The sequence below is a fragment of the Eikenella halliae genome, assembly GCF_001648475.1.
GTDB classification, from domain to species: Bacteria; Pseudomonadota; Gammaproteobacteria; order Burkholderiales; family Neisseriaceae; genus Eikenella; species Eikenella halliae.
Map to the genome: position 1 here is coordinate 1 of NZ_LXSQ01000020.1, position 22,341 is coordinate 22,341.

A 22,341-nucleotide genomic window follows, 5' to 3' on the forward strand; every position below is an offset into this window, starting at 1 on the left:
TGGGTTACTTTTCCAACAATAGCAACGCCCGCGCACACCGCACCGTCCACGCCCCGAATATCGTGGACAACGATTCAAGCGGCCTATACCTGAAAGCGCAGGTGGAATATGAGCAGGATTTGGGCGGCGGCTGGAGCATCACCCCGTGGGGCGAAGCGCAGGTCAGCCTGCGTGAAAGAACTGAAACCAAATGGTCACAGGCTTATCCCCATGTGCCGGATGAAACGCACAAGGACAGCAGCTACGCCATTAGTTTAGGCGTGGACGCGCAGAAACAATTCACCCCGAATCTGGCGCTGACCTTCGGCCCCTACTACCGCTACGACCATTCCAAAACTCCTGCCTACGACCATGCCGGCGTCCATTTCGATTCATCCACCAGCCACGCGCACAGCTTCGGCATCCGCGCCGGCCTGCGCTTTTAAACCGCCGCATTTGTCTGCAACACAAAGGCTACCTGAAATTCAGGTAGCCTTTCTTCATCCGATTTATCGGCTGCCGTTGGGGGCGTGTAGGGTGTGCGCCGCAGGCGCGCACGCTGTTGCTGTTATTCCAAGTTGCCCGTGTTATTCCAACCGCGTGCGTGCATTCTGCACGCACCCTACACCCCGCAAATGGGCAGGCTACCTGAAATTCATTTTTCAGGTAGCCTGTTGATAAGGCAGGGTGTAGGTTGGGTTGATAAACCCAACATTGCACACTTTTTATTTGTTGGGTTACGCCTGCGGCTAACCCAACCTACTCACTGTTTTTTGGGGGCTTGTAGGGTGTGCGCCGCAGGCGCGCACGCCGTTCCAAGTTGCCCGTGTTATTCCAGCCGCGTGCGTGCATACCGCACGCACCATACACGGCTGTTCTAAATTTTCAGGCAGCCTGCTGTACCGCAAAGGCTACCTGAAAACCGAAACTTCGCTGCACCAGGCTTTCAGGTAGCCTATAATCCGCGCCGTTGCCGCCTATTAAACACAACCATCATGAGCCACACCGAGTCCCCATCTGAAACCCAAACCCAAGCCGAAACCTGTTTCCACTGCGGCCTGCCCGTGCCGCGCGGTTTGGATTTGCCGATTGAATTTGAAGGCGCGCGCCATCCGGCCTGTTGCGCGGGCTGCCAGGCGGTGGCGCAGAGCATTATTGCTGCCGGGCTGGGCAGCTACTACCACCGCCGCACGGAGCAGGCGGAGCAGGCGGTGTTGCCGCCGCCGGAAGTGTTGGAGCAGCTGAAGCTGTACGACCTGCCGGACGTGCAGGCGGAATTTGTGGAAGTGAAGGCGGAAAACGAGCGCGAGGCGGTGCTGATGCTGGGCGGGGTAACCTGTGCGGCCTGCGTGTGGCTGATTGAGCAGCAGCTTCTGCGGCTCCCCGGCGTATTGCGTGCGGAAATCAACTACAGCACGCTGCGCGCGCGGGTGGCGTGGGACTGCTCGCAGGTGGCGCTGTCGGACATTTTGCTGCGGGTGCGCCAGAGCGGCTACGAGGCTTCGCCTTATGACGCGCGGCGGATGGAAACGCAGGCGGCGGCGGAGCGCAAGCAGGCGCTCACGCGCTTGTGGGTGGCCGGGCTTTCGATGATGCAGGTGATGATGTATGTGGTGCCCACTTATCTGTATGCGGGCGAAATCGAGCCGCGTTTTTTGTGGATGCTGCATTGGGCGAGCATGATTCTCACGCTGCCGGTGCTGCTGTATTCGGCGGTGCCGTTTTTCAAAGGGGCGTGGCGCGATTGGAAAAACCGCCGCGCGGGCATGGATACGCCGGTGGCGGTTTCGATTGCGGCGGCGTTTTCAGGTAGCCTGTGGGCGCTGTTGCAGGGGCGGGAAGAGGGGATTTATTTCGATTCGGTGTCGATGTTTGTGTTCCTGCTGTTGGGCGGGCGTTATTTGGAACAGCTGGCGCGGCGCAAGGCGGGCGATGCGGCCGAGCGGCTGGTGAAGCTGGTGCCGGCATTTTGCCACCGGCTGCCGGATTATCCGGATACGGCGCGGGTGGAAGAAGCAGTGGTGGCGCGGCTGTCGGGCGGCGAAGTGCTGCTGGTGAAGCCGGGCGAGGTGCTGCCGGCCGACGGGGTGGTGCTGGAAGGCGAGAGCGAGGCGAACGAGGCCATGCTCAGCGGCGAGAGCCTGCCCGTGCCGAAAGCAGTAGGCGATGCGGTAACCGCCGGTACGCTCAACGGCGGCAGCCCGCTGGTTATCCGCGTGGAACAGGCGGGCAGCCAAACGCGGCTGTCGCATATTGTGCGCCTGCTGGACCGGGCGCTGGCGGAAAAGCCGCGCATGGTGGAGCTGGCCGACCGCTATGCGGCCTGGTTTGTGGGCGCGCTTTTGCTGCTGGGCGTGCTGGTGTTTGCCGGCTGGGCTTGGTATGCCGATGTGCAAACCGCGCTGTGGATTACCGTGTCGCTCTTGGTGGCCACCTGCCCGTGCGCCTTATCGCTGGCCACGCCTGCCGCGCTGGCGGCTTCCACTGGCCACTTGGCGGGCGAGGGCGTGCTCATCAGCCGCGGGCACAGCTTGGAAACCTTGGCGCGCATCGACACCGTGGTGCTGGATAAAACCGGCACGCTCACCACCGGCCAGCTGGCCGTGTGCGCCGTGCACACCGCCGAAGGCATCAGCCAAGATTTAGCCGTGGCGCTGGCGCAGCTTCTCGAGCGGCAGAGCGAACACCCCGCCGCCCGCGCCATTGCCAACCTGCCGCCCGCCACGCTGGCGCTGGAAGCAGAAAACTATTTAAACCGCGCCGGGCATGGCATCAGCGCGCAAGTGCGGCATGAAGGGCGGCTGGAACAATGGCGCATCGGCCGTTTGGATTACGTGGCCGAACTCTCGGGCAGGCTACCTGAAAGTTTGCAGGCCGAGCATGCGGGTGGCGCAGTGTATTTGGGCAGCGCGGCCGGCTTTGCCGCCGTGTTCCTGCTGCAAGACCAAGCCAAACCCGAAGTGCCGGCCATGCTGGCCGAATGGAAACGCCAGGGCTTGAGCCTGCACCTGCTCAGCGGCGACAGGCAGGCCGCCGCCGATGCCGTGGCCGCCGCTTTGCCGCTGGATGCGGTGCGCGCCGAAGCCACGCCGGAAGACAAGCTGGCCTATGTGCAGGATTTGCAGGCGAAAGGGCATAAAGTGCTGATGGTGGGCGACGGCATCAATGATGCCCCCGTGCTGGCGCAGGCCGATGTGTCGGTGGCCGTGGCCGAGGGCGCCGATGTGGCGCGCGAAGGGGCGGATGTGTTGCTGCTCAACGGCAATATGCGCACGCTGCCCTACCTCACCACCCAAGCCAAGCGCACTGCGTGGATTGTGCGCGAAAACCTATGGTGGGCGGCAGGCTACAACCTGATTATGGTGCCGCTGGCAGCAGCGGGCTGCGTAACGCCGTGGGTGGCCGCGCTGGGCATGAGCCTGAGCTCGCTCCTGGTTTCCGCCAACGCCTTGCGCCTGCTGCGGCGGGCGAAATAGGGGAAGGCTACCTGAAAGTGCGGTTTCACGAAGCCGAAACTTTTCAGGTAGCCTTTTTGTTTGGTGCTGGGGCGGCGTTGCCGAACCGATGTTGCTTTTGGGGTTTCAGGTAGCCCGAACTGGATTTTCAGGTAGCCCGCCAGCCTGCAGATTGGGCTGCACGGCCTGTTTTTTAAAACAACACCGCTTCCAGCGATACGCTGTGGTCAAACGGTTTGCCGGTAAACAGGCGGCGGTCGACTTTCAACAAAGAAATAATTCACTTCCAAGAATAATAGCTATTCAGAGATATGATCTAGAAACAGGAAAACCAGTTTATACAGAGATTCACAAATCAAAAGAGATTGCCTCATGGATAGAAAATTAGAAAATTTATATATTGCTGAAATTCCATATGATAATGGGAATATTAGATATAGATACACTAGATTTTTATCAGAAGATGGAACGCATTGGGTAAGGCATGGCCTATTCACAGCGTATCATGAGAATGGTGTGATTGCTTCAGAAGGTATGTATACAAACGGGTTAGAAGATGGCCTTTGGATTGACTATTACGATAACGGACAATTAGCAGCCAAAGGATACTATAAAAATGGAGAACAGCTAGATGGTTGGGAATATTGGGATAAATAAGTGTAGTGTGGGCAGAATATCCGTAGGCTGGGCACTCGTTGCCATTGCGGATAATCTTGCCTGTATCGAACTGCCTTTTCAGGTAGCCCGCCAGCTTGCAGATTGGGCTGCACGGCCTGTTTTTTAAAACAACACCGCTTCCAGCGATACGCTGTGGTCAAACGGTTTGCCGGCAAACAGGCGGCGGTCGCCTTTGGGGCGGTAGGCGAAGTTCAGCGTGTGCTGGGTGTAGTAGTGGTAGTCGCTGTAAAAACGTGCGTGCCGGCCGTTGAGGCGCAGTTGGGCGGTTTGGCCGGGCGAGAGGGTAAACAGGCTGCGCTTGCGGCGCGGGGGCTCGCCGTAGAAGCCGTTGTCGTCCAACCGGATTTGCAGGGCTTGGCTTTCTTGGCAAAAATGCAGGCTTTGGAAGTGTTCGGGCAGGCTGTCGAAGGTTTGAAACCGGCTCTCTTCGGGCTCGAAACGGCCGCTGTGCCGAGGATGTTCGGTGTAGGCCTGGGTGTGGACGGCGAAACCGGATGCGTCCAGCCAGGCATCGGGCAGGGGCAGCACGCGCGGCAGGCTGTTGCGGCGGGCGGCGTGTTCGGCGGGGCGGCTTTCGGGCGTGTGCCATTTCACGGAGACGATTTGGAGGGTGAGCATGGTGCGGGCGGGAGGGGTTGCGGGCTTCGGATTGTGCCACAGTTTGGCAGGCAGGGCTCGGGCTACCTGAAAACCCTGCTTCAAGCAAGCGAAAGCGCGCCCTTTGCCGCAAATGTGAGTTTCGGTATATTGCTGCTGTGTTATTCGAAATATTTTCAAGTAGCCTTGGCTGCCGGATTGAACTCAATTCACATATAAGGAACATCATGAAAAAACACCTGTTCGCCATTCTATTGGCGCTGGCCGCGCCCGCCGCCTTGGCCGCGCCCTATCCGCCGCTGAACCCACAAAGTTTGGTGAGCGGCAGCCCCGAGCATCCGCCGATTAATGTAAACATGCCTGCCGTGCAGCGTGCGTTCGACAATTTGGCCGCACACGCGGCGGAATACCCTGTGCAGTTCGACAACGATGCCGACCGCCGCCGCGCCATCGCCGATTTACAGCCTTTGGGCGTGCTGCTCGACAGCCTCGTGCAAAACAACACGCCGCGTGCCGGTGCCGCGCCCAGCCAAGGGTATTTGGCGCTCCTGCAAATGCGCGCCCGCCTCAACTGGATGGGGCACAACCTCGACCAGGCAGGCTATGCCGAACGCGCCGAAGCCGACTACGCCCGCCTGCTTGCCCTCGCTCCGGCCGCCGCCAAACCCGCCGTGCAGGGCGAATTCGGCAACTTCCTCGCTTCCAGCGCCCGCATGGAACGCGCCATCCCCATGCTGCGCGCCGCCTACCAAGCCGGTCATCAAGAAAGCGGCCGGGATTTGGCCACCGCCCTGTTAACGCAAAACAAACGCAGCGAAGCTCTGGCGCTGCTGCGCGAATATGTGCGCAACTTCCCGCAAGACCAAAAAGGCCGGGCCATCCTCAATGCGGTGGAACAAGGCCGGGTGGAAACGCGCACGGTGTATCCGAGCCGTTTGCAGCGCATGCCTAAGCGGCATCGGCATTAAAATTGCATGCCAAACAGGCTACCTGAAAATCTTCAGATAGCCTGTTTGCTGAGAAGGGCATAGAATTTTGAATACCCCAACCCAGGAGAACACCATGCCGCAGAATCCCCCGAAAATCTACACCGCCGCCCAGATGCGCGAGCGCGAACAGGCTGCCGTGGCGGCCGGCACCAGCTTTTTGCAGCTGATGGAAAACGCCGGGCAGGCCGCTGCTGCCGATTTGCTGCGCCGCCTGCCCGAGCCCGGCCGCGCCCTCTTGGTGTGCGGCAAAGGCAATAACGGCGGCGATGCGCTGGTGATTGCCCGCGTGTTGCAGCAGCACGGCTGGCAGGCTGATATTGTGCTGCTCTTGGGTACGGTACTGTCGGATTTGGCCGAAGCCAACCGCCAACGCCTCCGGGGTTTGGAGGACATCCGCTTCCTGCCGGTTGAGGCATTGCCTGCCGCGCTGGAGCAGGGTTACGGCCTGATTATCGACGGCATTTTCGGCACCGGTTTTTCAGGTAGTCTGCCGCCCGAGGCCGCCGAATGCTGCCGCCTGCTCAACCGCGCAGCGGGCTGCAAAGTGGCGCTCGACATCCCCACCGGCCTCAACGGCGACACCGGGGAAGCCGCCGCCGACACCTTTCGCGCCAACCTCACCTACGCCTTCGCCGCCCTCAAACCCGCCCACGCCAGCCCCGCTGCGCGGCAGTGGTGCGGAGAGATAGTGTGTTTGGACATCGGGATCGATTAGGCAGTCGGCCGGATATGGCTGAGGCCGCGCACTTCGACTGGCGCAACCCCGCGCGACAACGCTGCTTTGCCCCGCCGCACTTTTGCCTTGCCCGCAATCCGTTGCGCGGCATCGAAGATATAGCAAAGGCTACCTGAAAACGGTTTCAGGTAGCCTTTCTCCGTTTGCCGCGTACGGCGTCAATTTTCCACCTGCGCCGCCACTATATGGTGTTCAAAGCCTTTCAGGCGCTTATAAATCGACATCAGCTCCACAATCGTCGGCCATGAGCGCACCAGAAATTGAAAAGCCTCCAGCACCTGCCCGAACGCCCGCACAATCTGCTGCATCACGCCCAGCGCCACCGCTCCGGCCACCAAGGCCGGCCCCATGGCCAGATAAGGCAGCACCACCGAAAACTGCAAATACGAATAGCGCGCCACATCGAAATAAAGATAATGCCAATACAGGCGGAAATAATTGCGGCGCACATTTTTGAACAGCCCGGTGAGCGTAAACGAATCCGCCCGTGCCGCATCGTCTTCGCCCAGCACCAATTCCTTGCGGTAGGCCGCCTCCACCTTTTGGTTGTCGAACTCCAGCCCCGGCAGCTTGCAGCCCACCCCCATCAGCACCACCGTGCCCAAGAGTGCCGCCAAAATGGCCACATACACCAGCGAATGATCTACATGCCCCACCAGCGGCAATTCGGTAATCGGCTCGCTCAGCTTCCACAAAATCGGTAGGAACGCCACCAGCGTGAGCACCGCCCGCAGGCCGCTCTCGCCCAGAGATTCCATAATCGTGGCAAAGCGCATGGTGTCTTCCTGAATCCGCTGCGCCGCGCCCTCAATCCCGCGCAGCAGCGGCCAGTGCCGCATATAGTATTCCGTCATCGCCGAACGCCAGCGGAACACATAATGCTTGTTCACGAAACCGCTGATCACCACCACCAGAATATACACCGCCGCAATGCGGGCGAAGGTGAACACTTGGCGGTTGAACTCGTCCAGGCTCACCGAACCCGGCTTTTCCAGCATTTTTTGCACCGAATCGTAAAACGTGCCGAACCAATCGTTAATCTGCACATTCAGCTGCACCCGATACCAAGTGGCCGCCAAAATCAGCAGCGAACCGGCCAAAGACCAGCGCAGCCAGCGCCGGCTGAGGAAAAAACTGCGGAACATTACCCGCCTCCCTTTATTCGCAAACAAAGCCGCGATTATATATTGGATTAAAATAAAAATGAGACAAGGCGGCAACGCCCGCCGTGTACGGGTAGTACATAAGGGCGTTGGCAACGCCGTATCATTGCAATTTTAATCCACTATAGCCTTGTTTGGATGATAACGAAGCGATTTTGGCCGGGCCGGGCTGATTGGAAAAGGCTACCTGAAAATTTTCAGGTAGCCTTTTGTTGTGTTCCCTTTTATAGGTAGCCTTTTTCATTTCCATCTCATGGATAATATATAGTGAATTAAATTTAAACCAGTACAGCGTTGGCTCGCCTTGCCGTACTATTTGTACTGTCTGCGGCTCGCTGCCTTGTCCTGATTTAAATTTAATCCACTATACAAACATCATTTTGCAGAAAAACCACTCCCCTTTGAAGCATACAAGGAAATGGCCACTGATCCGAAGTAATGGCATCGAAGATGTTTTATGCAGCGGAAACAGTAATGATGCTCACGATGTTGTTAGGAACGTAGCCATTTCCTGCCAACTGTGCTTCGGTTTCGTTATTTTTCAGGTAGCCTTCGTATGAGGCAAGGGATACCTGACAATCCATCTGTATTGATGGGTTTACCGCTTGATGTTCTGTATAAGCTACGAGGAATGCTTAAATTAAAGGGGAGCAGCCAATACTCGCCTCATGTGTTCTGGTGTGTTGCTTGCAGCTTATTGCGGGTGTGTCGGATTGTCTTGCCGACATAAAGTAATGATTCCTGATCTAACCCAACGAGCCCTTTCCGGGCAAGTAAAGCGGCCTCTGGCAAACAAAGATTCATCAAACTCAAAGCTGAATCGTTTATTTTCTGAGTCCCAGTAGCTGGCGGTCGGATAGAGGCTGACTGTGCCGCTGCCGTATCGAACGGTATTGCGCTGCGGAGTGGTTATATAGGTATGCAAAGAGGAAGGCGGCAAGTTGGCGATAAAGCGTTCGGCCAAGGCATTCCAGTGTTTGAGGCGGTAGTATTTTGGGTCTGTCGGGAAACGTTCCTGGCAATTTTGCAATGCATATTCGTAATTATAGATACTGCTGCTTTTGCGCTGTAATCCTTCTACGCTGGCCGGGCCGTTTCCAATTAGGGTGATTTCATAGAGAGTAGCACCATCCCTAGTGGCGATTTGCCAAACGGTGGGCTTGGGCGAATCGTTTTTAAGCAGCAGATACAAAGGTTCGACATAATCGCTGCCATCACTGCTTCCCAACAGGATAAGTACTTTTTCGGCTCCCCTGTTCTCTACCAATATGGCTTGCGGTTTTCGATAATATGGTTTCCGATGATCATATATGTCGATCATTTCTAGGCCGCTACGGAAATGCCAACCGCATTCAATGTATCCGTATTCCCCTTTTGCACGGTAGGCAACGGCTTCTTCGTCTGCTTCCATATTGGCAACGATGTTGGCATCGTTGCATCCATTCATTTGCAGGCTGCGATCTACCGCCGCATAGCAATGCCAGCGTTTGCCATCCGAACGCAGCCAAATAGTGCGCTCTCTGAGAATGGCTGGCATATGGCTGGCAACGATATTAAGGGTATTGTTGTGCTCGGAGAGGGATTTCATTTCATTGCGGTGGTGTGAATTACCGTTTTTAACAGGCTGATATTGTAGAAACGTATATTTATAGATATCACGTTCTTGGTAGTAGCGAAAGCCGTCTTTGATATAGATATTGATATCGGTGGGCATATGCTCGAGTAAATCCGGGCTATCGGGGGGAGGCAGTTTGGCTTGGATGTCGGCTATGGTTTGTTTGAGCAGCAAACGAGCACGGGCTTGTTCGGCAGCTGCTTCCCGCTGTTGCCGTATAGCCTGCCGCCGGTGGTGGCTGACAATCAGTAACCCAACCAGCATCATAAGGCCAAGAGCGATAGCCAGGATTGCAAGCTTATGTTGCTTGGAGTGTAGTTTCTTCGGACGAGACTTTCTCATGATGGTATTCCTCTTTTTGGCATAGAAAACTTTGGAACATTTCGGTAAAAATACTTGGCCTTATTATGTTCAGGTAGCCTGATTCGGAAACAGCATATTATCCAATAAGTCTTCAAATAGGTTTTATAGTGAATTAACAAAAACCAGTACAGCGTTGGCTCGCCTTGCCGTAACGTGTGTACTGTCTGCGGCTCGCCGCCTTGTCCTGATTTTTGTTAATCCACTATACATACATGTTAATCCACTATACATACAACCGAGCGGGGATTAGGTACTCAGCCTGCCGTTTACATTTGCTCACGCGCAATGCCAAGTACTGCGGAAGCCTGCAAAATCTTGCCGATGATTTCGCCGCTGTCTTTGGAGAGGGCGGGGTTTGCGGCGAGTTTTTGCAGCTCGGCGCGCATCAGGCTGCGGCGCTGCGGTTCGAGCTGGGCGCAGATGCTGAAGGCTTGGGCGAGGCGGGCGGCGATTTGGGGGTTGAAGCGGTCGATGTGCCCGATTTGGTCGGCGAGGAAGGCGTAGCCGCTGCCGTCTGCGGCGTGGAAGTGCGGCACGTTGCGGCTGAAGCTGCCGAGCAGGGCGCGGGCTTTGTTGGGGTTTTCCAGGCTGAAGGCGGGGTGTTCGAGCGCGGCGGCCACTTGCGCGGGGGTGTCGGCGCGGTGGCTGGCGGCAATCAGGCTGAAGTATTTGCACATCACGAGGTCGTCGCTGTGGAATTTGGCAGCGAACTGTTCGAGCAGGTGGTTGCGCTCGGGGCGCTCGTTGTGGTTGACGGCGCTGAGGATGCCCCATTCGTGGGTCATGTTGCGTGCCATTTGATTGTAGTTGGCGGCCACTTGTTCGATGTGCTCGGGGCGGGCGCGCAGGATGAAGGCGCGGCAGGCGTTGCGCAGGGCGCGCCAGCTGGCCTGCTGCGGATGGTATTCGTAGGGCTCGGCCAGGCCGGATTGCTCTTCTTCCATGCGGCGTGCTTCGGCGTTGAGTGCGGCGAATTGGTCGGTGAAGTGTGCGGCAATCAAATCGAGCAGGGCTTCGCGGGCGCGGTGGACGATGAGCGGATCGATGTTTTGGCGGCCGACCCAGAGTTCGGCTTCGTTGGGAATGGCGAGCAGGGCGGCTTGGAAGGCGGCGCTGATGTCGGCACGCAAAACGTAGTCGATGGCTTGCAGCAGGGCGCGGTGTTCGGGCAGGGGGCTACCTGAAAGCAGGGCGGCTTCGTTGGCGGCGATAGCGCGGCGGTAGAGGGTTTGCGCGGCTTCCCAGCGGGCGAAGGGATCGCTGTCGCAGGCGAGCAGCACGGAGAGCTCGTGCTCGCTGTAGGCGTAGTTCAGGTTTACCGGGGCGGAGAAGCCGCGCAACAGGGAGGGCACGACTTGCCGATAGTCGCCTTCAAATTGCAGGGCAACGCTTTCTTCGGCCCGGCGCAGGGTGAGCACGGCTTCGGTTTGGGTGTGTCCGTTTTCAGGTAGCCTGAAGGGGACGGGCTGGCCGAAGGTGTCTTCGTCGGCACTGAACAGGGCAATTTTGAGCGGAATCATCATCGGCTGTTTGGCGGCCATATCGGGGGTGGGCGGGATGCTTTGGCGGATATTCAGCACAAAGCGGTTGCCGGCTTGCAGGCTACCTGAAATATCCAGCACGGGCGTGCCGGCCTGGCTGTACCACAGGGCGAATTGCTCGAAATCGAAGCCGTTGGCATCGGCCATGGCGGTGCGGAAGTCGTCGCAGGTAACGGCTTGGCCGTCGTGGCGCTGGAAATAAAGCTTCATGCCTTTTTGGAAGCCCTCTTCGCCGAGGAAGGTGTGATACATGCGCACCACTTCCGCGCCTTTTTCATACACGGTGAGGGTGTAGAAATTGTTCATTTCCACATAGCTGGCGGGGCGCACGGGGTGGGCGGTGGGACCGGCGTCTTCGGGGAATTGGTGGGCGCGCAGGAAGGATACGTTTTCAATCCGGCGCACTTCGCGGCTGGCGCGGTCGGCGGAGAATTCTTGGTCGCGGAATACGGTGAGGCCTTCTTTGAGCGAGAGCTGGAACCAGTCGCGGCAGGTAACGCGGTTGCCGGTCCAGTTGTGGAAGTATTCGTGGGCGATTACGCCTTCTACGCGCTCGAAATCGGCATCGGTGGCGGTGCGGCTGTCGGCCAGCACGCAGGCAGTGTTGAAAATGTTCAGGCCTTTGTTTTCCATCGCGCCCATGTTGAAGTCACCCACGGCCACCACCATGAAAATATCTAAGTCGTATTCGAGGCCGAAACGGGTTTCGTCCCAGCGCATGGCGTGTTTGAGCGATTCGATGCCGAAGCGCACTTTGCTCGCATCTTCGGCGCGGGTGAAGAATTCGAGCGCCACTTGGCGGCCGCTTTTTGTGGTGAAGCTGTCGCGGGTGCACACCAAATCGCCGGCCACGAGGGCGAACAGGTAGCTGGGTTTGGCGAAGGGGTCGTGCCATTCGGCCCAGTGGCGGTTGTCGGGCAGCGTGCCGTGGCCGGTGCGGTTGCCGTTGGACAGCAGCACGGGGAAGCGGGCGCGGTCGGCGCTGATTCGGGTGGTGTAGATGCCCATCACGTCGGGGCGGTCGGGGTGGTAGGTGATTTTGCGGAAGCCTTCCGGTTCGCATTGGGTGTAGAGGTTGCCGCCGCTGGCGTAGAGCCCCATCAGGGATTTGTTTTGGTGCGGATAAAGGCGGGTGGCTACGCTTAGCTTGAAGGGCCGGGCGGGAACGTTTGGGATGGATAGGGTGTTGTTTTCTAAAGTGTAGGCGGTTTCAGGTAGCCTTTGGCCGTTGAGCTCGAGGGAAACCAGCTCGGCCGAGCCTTGCAGCACCAATGTGCCGCCGGCATCGGGCTGGGGCTGGATGGAAAGTTCGGCGGTAACGGCGGTATGGTCGTCATACACGTCGAAATTCAGACGGATGTGCGGCACGAGGTATTCGGGGGCGCGGTAGTCTTTGAGGTAGTGTGCGGTTTGCTGGGGCATGGCGGGCGGCCTTGTGGAAGAATGGAGAGCGGATATTTTAGCGCAAAACGGGGACGGGTTTTAGCTTCGCAGAAACTCGGCTCCAGCTGCGCCGAAACATCGTTTTAGCTTCGCAGAAACTCAGCTTCGGCTACGCCGAAACGTCGTTTTCAGGTAGCCTCAGTGCGGGAGGCGCCGAAAAGGATAAGGCTACCTGAAAGCAGACATGGCATTTTCAGGTAGCCTTTGATCCGGCCGGGCGGTTTATTTGCCGTTGATTTTGTCGTTCAACTCCAAGAGGCCGTTTTGTACGGTGTTGGAAAGGCCGGGCAGTTCGCGGCGCAGCAGGCTGATGGCTTCGGCGAAGTAGCCGTGTTTGTGGGCATCGAGGATGCGGCCGGCGCATTCGTGGAAGCGTTGGTGGGCGAGCAATACGTTGGCGTATTCGTTGAGGTGGGCGTATTTTTTGCCCTCGCCGTGCAGCCATTTGCCGAGGATGCACAGGTTGTCCACCCCCACTATGGCGGGGTCGTATTCTTCGGGGTTTTGGTTGCGCAGGGTGAGTTCGAGTTTTTCAATCCAGGCTTTGTGCGCTTCGATTGCGCCGTGCAGGTCTACTGAGTTGGCCATTTTCCGATTCTCCGTTTATAAGGCAATAAAATTGCTGAAGATTGATTTTAGCAATGGCCAAAAGTGCTGAAAATGCCGGATTTTGTGAAGCATGGCGCGGATAATGTTAAGGCGGAAGATGTACCCGGCGGGTTTACTCTTTGCGATTGAAGCAGTTAGAATGGTAAACAGGCTACCTGAAAATTTTCAGGTAGCCTGTGTTTGGTTTGATTCAGGTCAAAAAAGCATTAGGACGTGCCAACAGGCATTAATCCAAAGTGCCCAATACGATGCGCAGGATGCGGCGGATGGGTTCGGCCGCGCCCCAGAGCAGTTGGTCGCCCACGGTGAAGGCGCTGATGTATTCGCCGCCCATGGCGAGCTTGCGGATACGGCCTACGGGCACGGTGAGCGTGCCGGTAACGGCGGCGGGGGTGAGCTCGTGCATGCTGGCTTCTTTGGTGTTGGGCACGACTTTCACCCAATCGTTGGCGCCGGCGAGCAGGCTTTCGATTTCGGATACGGGCAGATCCTGTTTCAGCTTCAGGGTGATGGCCTGGCTGTGGCAGCGCATGGCGCCGATGCGTACGCACAGGCCTTCCACGATGGTGGGGCGGCTGCCGCCGAGGATTTTGTTGGTTTCAGCGTCGCCTTTCCATTCTTCTTTGGATTGGCCGTTGCCCAAGTCTACGTCGATCCACGGAATCAGGCTGCCGGCCAGCGGCACGCCGAAGTTGGCTTTGGGGTAGTCGGGCGAGCGCAGGAAGTCGGATACTTTGCGGTCGATATCGAGGATGGCGCTGGCGGGGTTGGCCAGTTCGGCGGCCACTTGGCTGTGGATGGCGCCCATGCCGCTGATGAGTTCGCGCATGTTTTTCGCGCCCGCGCCGGAGGCGGCTTGGTAGGTCATGCAGGAAGCCCATTCCACCAGGCCGTTTTGGAACAGGCCGCCCAAACCCATGAGCATGAGGGAAACGGTGCAGTTGCCGCCGATGTAGTTTTTCACGCCGTTTTGCAGGGCGGCATCGATTACGTTGCGGTTAACCGGGTCGAGCACGATGACGGCATCGTCGTTCATACGCAGGGCGGATGCGGCGTCGATCCAATAGCCGTTCCAGCCGGATTCGCGCAGCTTGGGATACACGGATTTGGTGTAGTCGCCGCCCTGGCAGGTAACGATGATGTCCATTTCGGCCAGTTCGGCGGGATTGTTGGCATCAAGCAGGGTTTTGGCGGCCTGGCCGAAATCGGGGGCGTTGCCGCCTACGTTGGAGGTGGTGAAGAAATAGGCTTCGGGGATGTGGGCGAAATCGTTTTCTTCGCGCATACGCTGCATCAAAACCGAGCCGACCATGCCGCGCCAGCCGACAAATCCTACTTTTTGCATAACTGCTCCTTGATGGTAAAGAAGTGTGAATGAGATAAGACTGCCTTTTTAACCCTGCGGCGGGGAAAAGTAAAGGGGGAAACGGCAGAATTATGTTTTCAGGTAGCCTCTTAGGGCTTGGCGGCTGTAGTTTGCGGGGCAAATCCGCTATAATCCGCCCGTTGATTTTTTTCTGCCCGGCTGCTTGCGCGGGTGTTTTCAGAATGTAAGAAAGGTGTAAACATGAGCTTGAAGATTGCCATCAATGGCTATGGCCGCATCGGCCGCCAGGTATTGCGCGCGATTTACGAATACGGCCTGCGCGACCAGTTTGAAGTGGTTGCCGTCAATACCAGCGGCAGCCCCGAGGCCGAGGCGCACCTCACCAAATTCGACACCGTGCACGGCCGCTTTGCCGCCGAAGTGTCGCATGACGAACAGCACCTGATTATCAACGGCGACAAAATCCGCCTGGTGTCCAACCGCAATCCGGCCGAGCTGCCGTGGAAAGAATTGGGCGTGGACTTGGTGATGGAATGCACCGGCAAATTCACCAGCAAAGAGAAAAGCTCGGCACACCTTCAGGCCGGCGCGAAGAAAGTGCTGATTTCCGCCCCCGGCGGCGACGATGTGGACGCCACCGTCGTATACGGCGTGAACCACCAGGTAATCACCCCCGAGATGACCGTGGTCTCCAACGCCTCCTGCACCACCAACTGCCTCTCGCCCGTGGCCAAAGTGCTATCGGAGAGCGTGGGCATCACCAAAGGCCTGATGACCACCATCCACGCCTTCACCAACGACCAAGTGCTCACCGACGTGCGCCACAAAGACCTGCGCCGCGCCCGCAGTGCGGTGGAAAACATGATTCCCACCAAAACCGGCGCCGCCAAAGCCGTGGGCCTAGTGTTGCCCGAGCTCAAAGGCAAGCTCGACGGCTTCGCCGTGCGCGTGCCCACCATCAACGTTTCGCTGGTGGATTTAACTTTCGAAGCCGGCCGCGATACCAGCGTGGAAGAAATCAACTCGCTCCTGAAAGCCGCCAGCGAGGGCTACCTGAAAGGCGTGCTGGGCTACAACAGCCTGCCCTTGGTGTCTTCTGATTTCAACCACACCAGCGAAGCTTCCGTGTTCGACAGCACGCTGACCAAAGTTTCCAACGGCAATATGGTGAAAGTATTGTCTTGGTATGACAACGAATGGGGATTCTCCTGCCAGATGCTCAACACCGCCCGCGCCATGTTCGGCCTGCCGGTGCGCCCGTTTGAATAAGGCTGCTGCGTGATCTGAAAAGGCTACCTGAAAAGTTTCAGGTAGCCTTTTCCTACAGCATCGGCCCGATGCCTGGTATTGTGGCTTCACAACAATCAGGGCAAGACGGCGAGCCAAGGCTGTACGGTTTTTTTATCCACGATATAGCCGTCGGGTAGCCTTTCCCCGAGCGGCGGGCTATAATCCGCGGCCATTAGTCGGGGTGCCGCAGAGGCGGCTGAGAAAATACCCGTTGTACCTGATACAGTTAATACTGGCGTAGGAAACTATGCAGGGGTCTGCACAGCCGTTGCGGGCTACCTGAAAGCGCAGCTGGAAACAGCCCGCCCCGCATGTCGATACAACGCATCTCGCCCGGCTTTGCAACGGGCGTTTTTTCTTGCCCGCCTTCCGCCATAACAAGGAGAAAGTAATATGGAAATCAAATATCTGGATCAGGTCCGTGCCCGCAACCCGCTGGTGCACAACATCACCAACATCGTAGCGGCCAATTTCTCGGCCAACGGCCTGCTCGCCATCGGCGCGTCGCCGATTATGGCCGATAGCGTGGATGAAATGGCGGAGCTGGCAGCGGTTAGCTCGGCAGTAGTATTGAACATCGGCACGCTGAATAAGCAAAAGGTGGAAGCCATGCTGGTGGCGGGCAAATCGGCCAACCGCGCGGGCGTGCCGGTGGTGCTTGATCCGGTGGGCGCAGGCTTTACCCAACTGCGGCGCGAAACCACGGCGCGGCTGCTGGCAGAAATCCGGTTTGCCGCCGTACGCGGCAATGCGGGCGAAATGGCGCATATTGCCGGGGTGGAATGGCAGGCCAAAGGCGTGGACGCGGGCAGCGGCTCGGCTGATTTACACAGCATCGCTCAACGCATTGCGCAGCAATACGGCTGTGTTGCCGCCATCAGCGGCGAAACCGACTACGTTTCCAACGGCAGCCGCACCGCCAAATTGAATAACGGCACGCCGCTGTTCCCCAAAGTCACCGCGTCCGGCTGCCTGTTGAGCACGGTGGTGGGCGCATTTGCCGCCGTGGCCGCGCAGGAAGACTATCTGCACGCCGTGGCCGAAGCCTGCACCGTGTATGCCGTGGCGGGCGAATTGGCGGCGCAGGGCTTGCAGCCTGCGCAGAGCGGCTCGTTCGCCTGGAAGCTGATCGACAGCCTGGCCGCCGTATCGGCACAGGAAGTGGCCGCACGTGCGAAAGTGGAATGGATTTAACGGTTTAATCAGGAGAAAACAGATGACGCAAATTGCACAAGCCCTCACCATCGCCGGTTCAGACAGCGGCGGCGGTGCCGGTATTCAGGCCGATTTAAAAACCTTTCAGATGCGCGGAGTGTACGGCATGAGCGTGCTGGCGGCGGTCACCGCGCAAAACACGCTCGGCGTGCAGGCCATCCACGGCGTGCCGCTCGATATTATCCGCGCGCAAATCGATTCCATCGCTGAGGACTTTCAGGTAGCCGCTTTTAAAATCGGCATGCTCGGCACGGCCGAAGTGATTGAATGCATGGCGGAAAAAATCTCAGGCAAACCGTTTGGCCGGCTGGTGCTCGATCCGGTGATGGTGGCCAAGGGCGGTGCGACGCTGTTGCAGCAAAACGCCGTCTCCGCGCTCAAACGGCATTTGCTGCCGCTGGCCGACGTGCTCACGCCCAACCTGCCCGAAGCCGAAGCGCTCACCGGCATCGACATCCAAACCGATGCCGACGCTGAACGCGCCGCCCGCATCTTGCAGGAAGCCGGTGTGCAAACCGTGGTGATTAAAGGCGGCCACAGCGGCGGATCACAAAGCGAAACCTGTCGCGACTGGGTGTTTATGCCCGACGGGCAGTTCACTTTGGAAAGCCCGCGCTTCCCTACGCCGCACACCCACGGCACTGGCTGCACCTTCTCCGCCTGCCTCACCGCCGAGCTGGCCAAAGGCGAAAGCGTAGAAGCGGCCATCCGCACCGCCAAACAGTGCATCACCGCCGCCATCTCGCAGCCGATCAACATCGGCCACGGCCACGGGCCGGTAAACCATTGGGCGATGCGCGCAGAGTGTGGGAAGTAAGCAGACAGCTTGGCTGTAGGCAAAAGGCTACCTGAAAAGTTTCGGCTTCGTTGAAACCGTGTTTTCAGGTAGCCTTTCTCGTTGTAGGCGTAGGGCATGTACGGAACGCATGCTGTTGTTTGCCATTCCAAACCGCGCGTACCGCACAAACCCTGCATAGCCTGCAAAGGCTACCTGAAAACCTGTATTTTCATTTTTCAGGTAGCCTATGCTGCCCCGCAGGCCGCCTGCTTGTTTCGTGTGTAGGGTGCGTGCCACGGGCACGCACGCGGCTGAAATAGTGGGCAACAGCGTGCGTGCTGCAGGCACGCACCCTACGTCGTCTAAGCATTGGCCTGTAGCTCGGCATTTCGCTGCCTAGTATGAAGAAATCATACCTGCTCGCATCCTGCTTCAGGCTACCTGAAAACGGGTTTCTGATTTTCAGGTAGCCTTTGCCTGTATGAACGAAGGGCTACCTGAAACCCGATGTGCCGGAACAAACGGCTTGGAACAAGATGCCAAGCCGTTTGCTTATTGTGCCCATTCCGCCCGAAACACGCCCCTTAAGGCGTTGGAGAGGCTGATTTCTTCGGCGTGTTCCAGCATGTCGCGGGTGATGTGCGTTTCGATGACGACGTCCGCGCCCAAGTAGGTTTGCGGCTGCTGCAATACGGCTTGGCGCATGACGCCGTTGAGGATGTCCAAATCCAGAGAGGGGGTGAGCCATTGTCCTTGGTATTTGACGAACACGTTGCTTCTGCCGCCTTCGAGCAGGAGGCCGTCTGAATTGAAAAACAGGCTGTCAAACGCGCCTTGTGTTTCGGCGGTTTGCCATGCTTGGTCGTACAGGGCGCGGCGGGTGGTTTTGAAGCGGCGCAGGTAGTCGCGGCGCGGGAGGGGTTGCGGGGCGGGGATGACGCGCTGCGGGGCGGACAGCTCGGCGGTGGCGGCATGGCTGAGGATGAGGCCGTCTGAAACGAGTTCGGCTTTCAGGCGGAAGAGGCCGTCGGGCAGTTTGGCGATATATTGCCGGATTCGGGTTTCGCAGTCGTCGGGCAGGGGCAGGTTGAGGGCTTGGGCTGAGGTTTTCAGACGGCCTAAATGCAGGTCGAGCAGGCGGCATTGCCTGTTTTCCACGCGCATAGTTTCGAAGATGCCGAAGGCTGGGCGCAGTTCGTTGAGGAAACGGGCTTTCCAGCCGCATTCGCGATATTCGGCGGCGGGGTCGCTGTCGATGACGATGCCCGAACCAACGCCGTACACTCCGTGATAGAGGTCGTCTGAAATCGGGTCTGAAACGGGTTTGAGCGACAGGGTGCGGATGACGACGTTGAATATGCCTTCAAATCCCAGCCCGCCCGCGCAGGGTTTCAGGTAGCCGATGCTGCCGGTGTACAGGCCGCGCGGTTCGGCTTCGAGCGATTCGATAATCTGCATGCTCATGCGTTTGGGCGCGCCGGTGATGCTGCCGCAGGGGAAGGCGGCGTGGAGGATGTCGGCGGCGGTAATGTGCGGCAGGGCTTGGGCTTGGATGGTGCTGGTCATCTGCCAGACGCTGCCGAAACGGGATACTTTAAACGGCTCGGGTACGCTCACTTTGCCGGTTTGGGCGATTTTGCCGAGGTCGTTGCGCAGCAAATCGACAATCATCACGTTTTCGGCGCGGTTTTTCGGGTCGGCTTGCAACTCGGCGGCGCGGCGTTCGTCTTGTCCGTCGCCCAAAATCGGCGCAGTGCCTTTCATCGGTTCGGTACTGATGGTGCCGTCCGAACCGATTTTGAGGAAGAGTTCGGGCGAGAAACACAGCGTCCACGCGGATTTCCCTGCCGCATCGGGCAGGTGGGACAAAACGGCATAGGGGACGGGTTGGCGCAGGCGGCGGTAGAGGCTGACGGGGTTGCCGTAGGCTTGCAGATGCAGGCGGGTGGTGTAGTTGATTTGATAGGTATCGCCGCGCCGGATGGCTTCGTGGATTTGGCGGATGTGGTCGAGGTAATCGGCTTCGGATACGGGGGATTGCGGCGTGGAAATGCCGGCGGGGAGGTCGTCTGAATTTTGGGCAAGCCAGCTTTCGGCATCGATGTCGGCGCAGTCGGCAAACCAGTGCAGGGCAAGATTGCCGCCACGTTCGGACTCCATCCCCATCAGCGGCAAACCGAATTCGTAGTCTGCAAACAACACCGAATGCAGCCCTTTTTGCCAGCCCTTTTGCAGCGTATCGTCCAGCGAATCCAGTTCGTTATGATGGAAAAGGCGGCTTTCCACATGATTTTGATAGAGTTTTGCGCGGCCGCTCACGGCATCGTCAAACAGGGCGAAATAGGGCATGGCTAAAATCGGCAAGATGTGAACGGGCGGATTATACGCGCTTTGCGGCGGGGGTCGGGCTACCTGAAAATGCTGTGGGCGGCTGTGCCGAGATTGGGCTTCTTATGGCACAGGGGCGCTTTGCTATGTCTGTATGCTGCTTGCGATCGGCTGTTTTAATGCCGATTGTTCAATCCGCCATAGCGCATCAGGGAGGCTGTCTGGAAATAGGCGGCGCCTATTTTCAGGTAGCCATTTCGTATATCAAACCAGCTCACGCGCAATGCCAAGCGCCGAGGATATAGGGCTGTTTCGCGCCGGTGGCGGCGTAGGGGTTGCCCGGCTCGCGGCACACGCGGCAGGCGGCGAGCCAGGCAAAGGCGGCGGCTTCCACCCATTGCGGCGGCAGGTTGAGCTCGTCGGTGGTGGCGGTGCGGATGCCGAGCGGGGCGAGCCTATCGGAGAGCTCGTCCATCAGCACGGGGTTGAACACGCCGCCACCGCAGGCAAACACTTCGCGCACGCCCGGGGCATGGGCGGCAATGGCGTCGGCGATGCTTTGTGCGGTGAGGGCGTTGAGGGTGCGCACGATATCGGCGGGAATGTAACCACTTTCCGGCAATAGTGAATTGGTTTCGCTGTTTTTCAGGTAGCCTTGCAGCCAATCGAGGGAAAACAAATCGCGGCCGGTGCTTTTCGGCGGGGTGCGGTGGAAATAAGGGTGTGCCAGCAGGGTTTGCAGCAGCTCGGGGATCACGTGGCCGCTGCGGGCAAGGGCGCCGTCCCGGTCGCAGGCTTGGTCGAAACGGTGCTGCATATAGGCATCGGCCAGCATATTGCCGGGGCCGGTGTCGAAGCCGGCGGCATCGGCATGCGGTTGCAGTACGCTGATGTTGGCGATGCCGCCGATATTGAGCACCACGCGGCCATACTCCGGGCTGCCGAACACGGCCTGATGGAAAGCGGGCACGAGCGGCGCGCCTTGGCCGCCGCCGGCCATGTCGCGGCGGCGGAAGTCGCCCACGGTATCGATGCCGGTAAGCTCGGCCAAGAGCGGCAGGTTGATGAGCTGCACGGTGTAGCCGTGTTCGGGGGCATGGCGCACGGTTTGGCCGTGCGCGCCGATGGCGGCGATATCGCGCGGGGCAAGCTTTTGCTGCGCCAGCAGGCCGTGCACGGCTTGAGCGTTGAGCGCGGCCAACTCTTGCGCGAGCACTTCGCTGCGGTGGATTTCGTTGCCGCCGGGGTTTTGCAAATCCAGCAGGCGGCGGCGCAAATCATCGCTGTAGGGCACGGCAAAATGGCCGAGCGCGCCCTGCCAGCGTGTGCCATCAAAAGCCGCCAGCACGGCATCTACGCCGTCCATGCTGGTGCCGGACATCAGGCCGATATAGTATTGGGTCATGGTGCGGACTATGTGGGAAAGACGGCGGCATTATATAGCGAACGGCAGCTGTTTTCAGGTAGCCCCATTGGAGGATTGGACTATAATGCCCGTACGGCTTTCAGGTAGCCTCTGCCGCGATAAGGCTACCTGAAACGCTATTTATTTCCATAAAAAAGAGACTGCTATGCCCGCCAACGAATACACCTTATACAACAGCCCCTTGGCCGTTTTACGCCGCCTAGCTCTGCCGCTTTCCACTTGTACCACCATTGCCATCACGCTGCTTTTGCTGCCGCTCGACAGTATTCCTTCTGCTTTTGTCGTACTGGGCATCATCTTTCTGACAGCTTTCCTCATCCCGTTCCTCTCCACCCTGATTGACCGCCGCCCCAAGCTCACTCTCAGCCCCAAAGGATTGTTTATCCTAACCAAATTCAGCGAAACTCCGCACAATGGTACGAACAAGCCGCGTTACCGTAAAGAAGTATTTTATGCTTGGCATAACTTAGGCTACCCAAGTATCGAATTCATGTCCGCCTACCTCACCATACAGGCCAATGACATGCCCGAGCTTACCGAAACCGTGCTCACACCACTGCCCGACAATGCTACAGACGAACAAGTGGAAGCTATATTGGCCGAAATGGAGCAAGCCCTTGCCGACTTGGATAAGCAGACTGAAATCATCAATAATGCCAAATACTACTCACTGTCCCTCCCCATTTTCGCCCTGCCGCATGGCAAACGCCTGCCGAAAATCCTGCAAAGCCTGATAGATGCGGAAAATGAAGCCGAACGGCTTGCCATTATCCAAAAGCTGCAATATAAATCGTGAGATAGCCGCAGTT

At 58.2% G+C, this 22,341-nt stretch carries 18 protein-coding genes, 1 pseudogene and 1 riboswitch; of the genes and pseudogenes, 10 read left to right on the plus strand and 9 right to left on the minus strand.

Annotated features, from left to right (window positions below; translation table 11 throughout):
* The 3 genes from A7Q00_RS13880 to A7Q00_RS12925 form a co-directional block, all read left to right on the plus strand.
* Positions 1-425, plus strand: a 425-nt coding sequence (locus A7Q00_RS13880; protein ID WP_179946219.1) for a hypothetical protein, incomplete at its 5' end; no start/stop codon positions are given.
* Between the two features lie 549 nt (positions 426-974).
* The gene (locus A7Q00_RS07790) at positions 975-3,455 is read left to right on the plus strand and encodes a heavy metal translocating P-type ATPase (RefSeq protein WP_082887794.1); all 2,481 of its coding nucleotides are present in this window, start codon (positions 975-977) and stop codon (positions 3,453-3,455) included.
* 351 nt (positions 3,456-3,806) lie between these two features.
* Positions 3,807-4,091 carry a toxin-antitoxin system YwqK family antitoxin gene (locus tag A7Q00_RS12925; RefSeq protein WP_082887795.1) on the plus strand — a complete coding sequence of 95 codons (285 nt, stop codon included), beginning with the start codon at positions 3,807-3,809 and terminating at the stop codon, positions 4,089-4,091.
* Between the two features lie 123 nt (positions 4,092-4,214).
* Here A7Q00_RS12925 and A7Q00_RS07795 read toward each other — a convergent pair whose 3' ends face one another.
* Entirely contained in the window at positions 4,215-4,814 is a 600-nt protein-coding gene (locus A7Q00_RS07795) for a hypothetical protein (protein WP_156503779.1), read from the minus strand.
* A gap of 122 nt (positions 4,815-4,936) precedes the next feature.
* Between A7Q00_RS07795 and A7Q00_RS07800 the strand changes: the two genes are divergently transcribed.
* From A7Q00_RS07800 to A7Q00_RS14185, 3 genes are all read left to right on the plus strand, one after another.
* Positions 4,937-5,677, plus strand: a complete 741-nt coding sequence (locus A7Q00_RS07800) for a hypothetical protein (RefSeq protein ID WP_064090012.1) — start codon at positions 4,937-4,939, stop codon at positions 5,675-5,677.
* A gap of 94 nt (positions 5,678-5,771) precedes the next feature.
* A complete protein-coding gene (locus A7Q00_RS07805) occupies positions 5,772-6,413 on the plus strand; it encodes an NAD(P)H-hydrate epimerase (protein ID WP_064090013.1) in 642 nt (213 codons plus the stop codon).
* A gap of 14 nt (positions 6,414-6,427) precedes the next feature.
* A complete protein-coding gene (locus A7Q00_RS14185) occupies positions 6,428-6,550 on the plus strand; it encodes a hypothetical protein (RefSeq protein ID WP_281179009.1) in 123 nt (40 codons plus the stop codon).
* A 42-nt stretch (positions 6,551-6,592) separates the two neighbouring features.
* On the opposite strand, the gene A7Q00_RS07810 is transcribed toward A7Q00_RS14185, so the two are convergent.
* From A7Q00_RS07810 to asd, 6 genes and pseudogenes are all read right to left on the minus strand, one after another.
* Positions 6,593-7,579 (minus strand): putative transporter, encoded by a 987-nt coding sequence (locus A7Q00_RS07810; protein WP_064090014.1) that lies wholly within the window; start codon positions 7,577-7,579, stop codon positions 6,593-6,595.
* A 268-nt stretch (positions 7,580-7,847) separates the two neighbouring features.
* A pseudogene (locus tag A7Q00_RS14305) lies at positions 7,848-7,966 on the minus strand (IS5/IS1182 family transposase); the annotation flags it as partial.
* A gap of 325 nt (positions 7,967-8,291) precedes the next feature.
* Positions 8,292-9,554: a hypothetical protein gene (locus A7Q00_RS07815; protein ID WP_064090015.1), complete on the minus strand. Its 1,263-nt coding sequence runs from the start codon at positions 9,552-9,554 to the stop codon at positions 8,292-8,294.
* 287 nt (positions 9,555-9,841) lie between these two features.
* A complete protein-coding gene (pepN, locus tag A7Q00_RS07820; RefSeq protein ID WP_064090016.1) occupies positions 9,842-12,538 on the minus strand; it encodes an aminopeptidase N in 2,697 nt (898 codons plus the stop codon).
* Positions 12,539-12,781: 243 nt separating this feature from the next.
* On the minus strand, positions 12,782-13,147 hold the full coding sequence (locus A7Q00_RS07825; RefSeq protein WP_064090017.1) for a CZB domain-containing protein: 366 nt from the start codon (positions 13,145-13,147) through the stop codon (positions 12,782-12,784).
* Positions 13,148-13,394: 247 nt separating this feature from the next.
* The gene (asd, locus tag A7Q00_RS07830; protein WP_064090018.1) at positions 13,395-14,513 is read right to left on the minus strand and encodes an aspartate-semialdehyde dehydrogenase; all 1,119 of its coding nucleotides are present in this window, start codon (positions 14,511-14,513) and stop codon (positions 13,395-13,397) included.
* A 222-nt stretch (positions 14,514-14,735) separates the two neighbouring features.
* Here asd and gap point away from each other — a divergent pair, with 222 nt between their 5' ends.
* The 3 genes from gap (at position 14,736) to thiD (ending at position 17,817) form a co-directional block, all read left to right on the plus strand.
* Entirely contained in the window at positions 14,736-15,764 is a 1,029-nt protein-coding gene (gene gap, locus A7Q00_RS07835; protein ID WP_064090019.1) for a type I glyceraldehyde-3-phosphate dehydrogenase, read from the plus strand.
* Positions 15,765-15,952: 188 nt separating this feature from the next.
* A riboswitch (TPP riboswitch) is annotated at positions 15,953-16,046 on the plus strand.
* A gap of 132 nt (positions 16,047-16,178) precedes the next feature.
* Positions 16,179-16,979, plus strand: a complete 801-nt coding sequence (gene thiM / locus A7Q00_RS07840) for a hydroxyethylthiazole kinase (protein WP_064090020.1) — start codon at positions 16,179-16,181, stop codon at positions 16,977-16,979.
* Positions 16,980-17,001: 22 nt separating this feature from the next.
* Positions 17,002-17,817, plus strand: a complete 816-nt coding sequence (gene thiD / locus A7Q00_RS07845) for a bifunctional hydroxymethylpyrimidine kinase/phosphomethylpyrimidine kinase (RefSeq protein ID WP_064090021.1) — start codon at positions 17,002-17,004, stop codon at positions 17,815-17,817.
* A 513-nt stretch (positions 17,818-18,330) separates the two neighbouring features.
* Here the strand turns inward: thiD and A7Q00_RS07850 are convergent.
* Both A7Q00_RS07850 and A7Q00_RS07855 read right to left on the minus strand, forming a co-directional pair.
* Positions 18,331-20,127, minus strand: a complete 1,797-nt coding sequence (locus A7Q00_RS07850; protein ID WP_179946220.1) for a bifunctional chorismate-binding protein/class IV aminotransferase — start codon at positions 20,125-20,127, stop codon at positions 18,331-18,333.
* A 253-nt stretch (positions 20,128-20,380) separates the two neighbouring features.
* Positions 20,381-21,511, minus strand: coding sequence for an anhydro-N-acetylmuramic acid kinase (locus A7Q00_RS07855; RefSeq protein ID WP_064090023.1), 1,131 nt, complete (start codon positions 21,509-21,511; stop codon positions 20,381-20,383).
* A 166-nt stretch (positions 21,512-21,677) separates the two neighbouring features.
* Between A7Q00_RS07855 and A7Q00_RS07860 the strand changes: the two genes are divergently transcribed.
* The gene (locus A7Q00_RS07860; RefSeq protein WP_064090024.1) at positions 21,678-22,328 is read left to right on the plus strand and encodes a hypothetical protein; all 651 of its coding nucleotides are present in this window, start codon (positions 21,678-21,680) and stop codon (positions 22,326-22,328) included.
* Positions 22,329-22,341 lie beyond the last annotated feature (13 nt).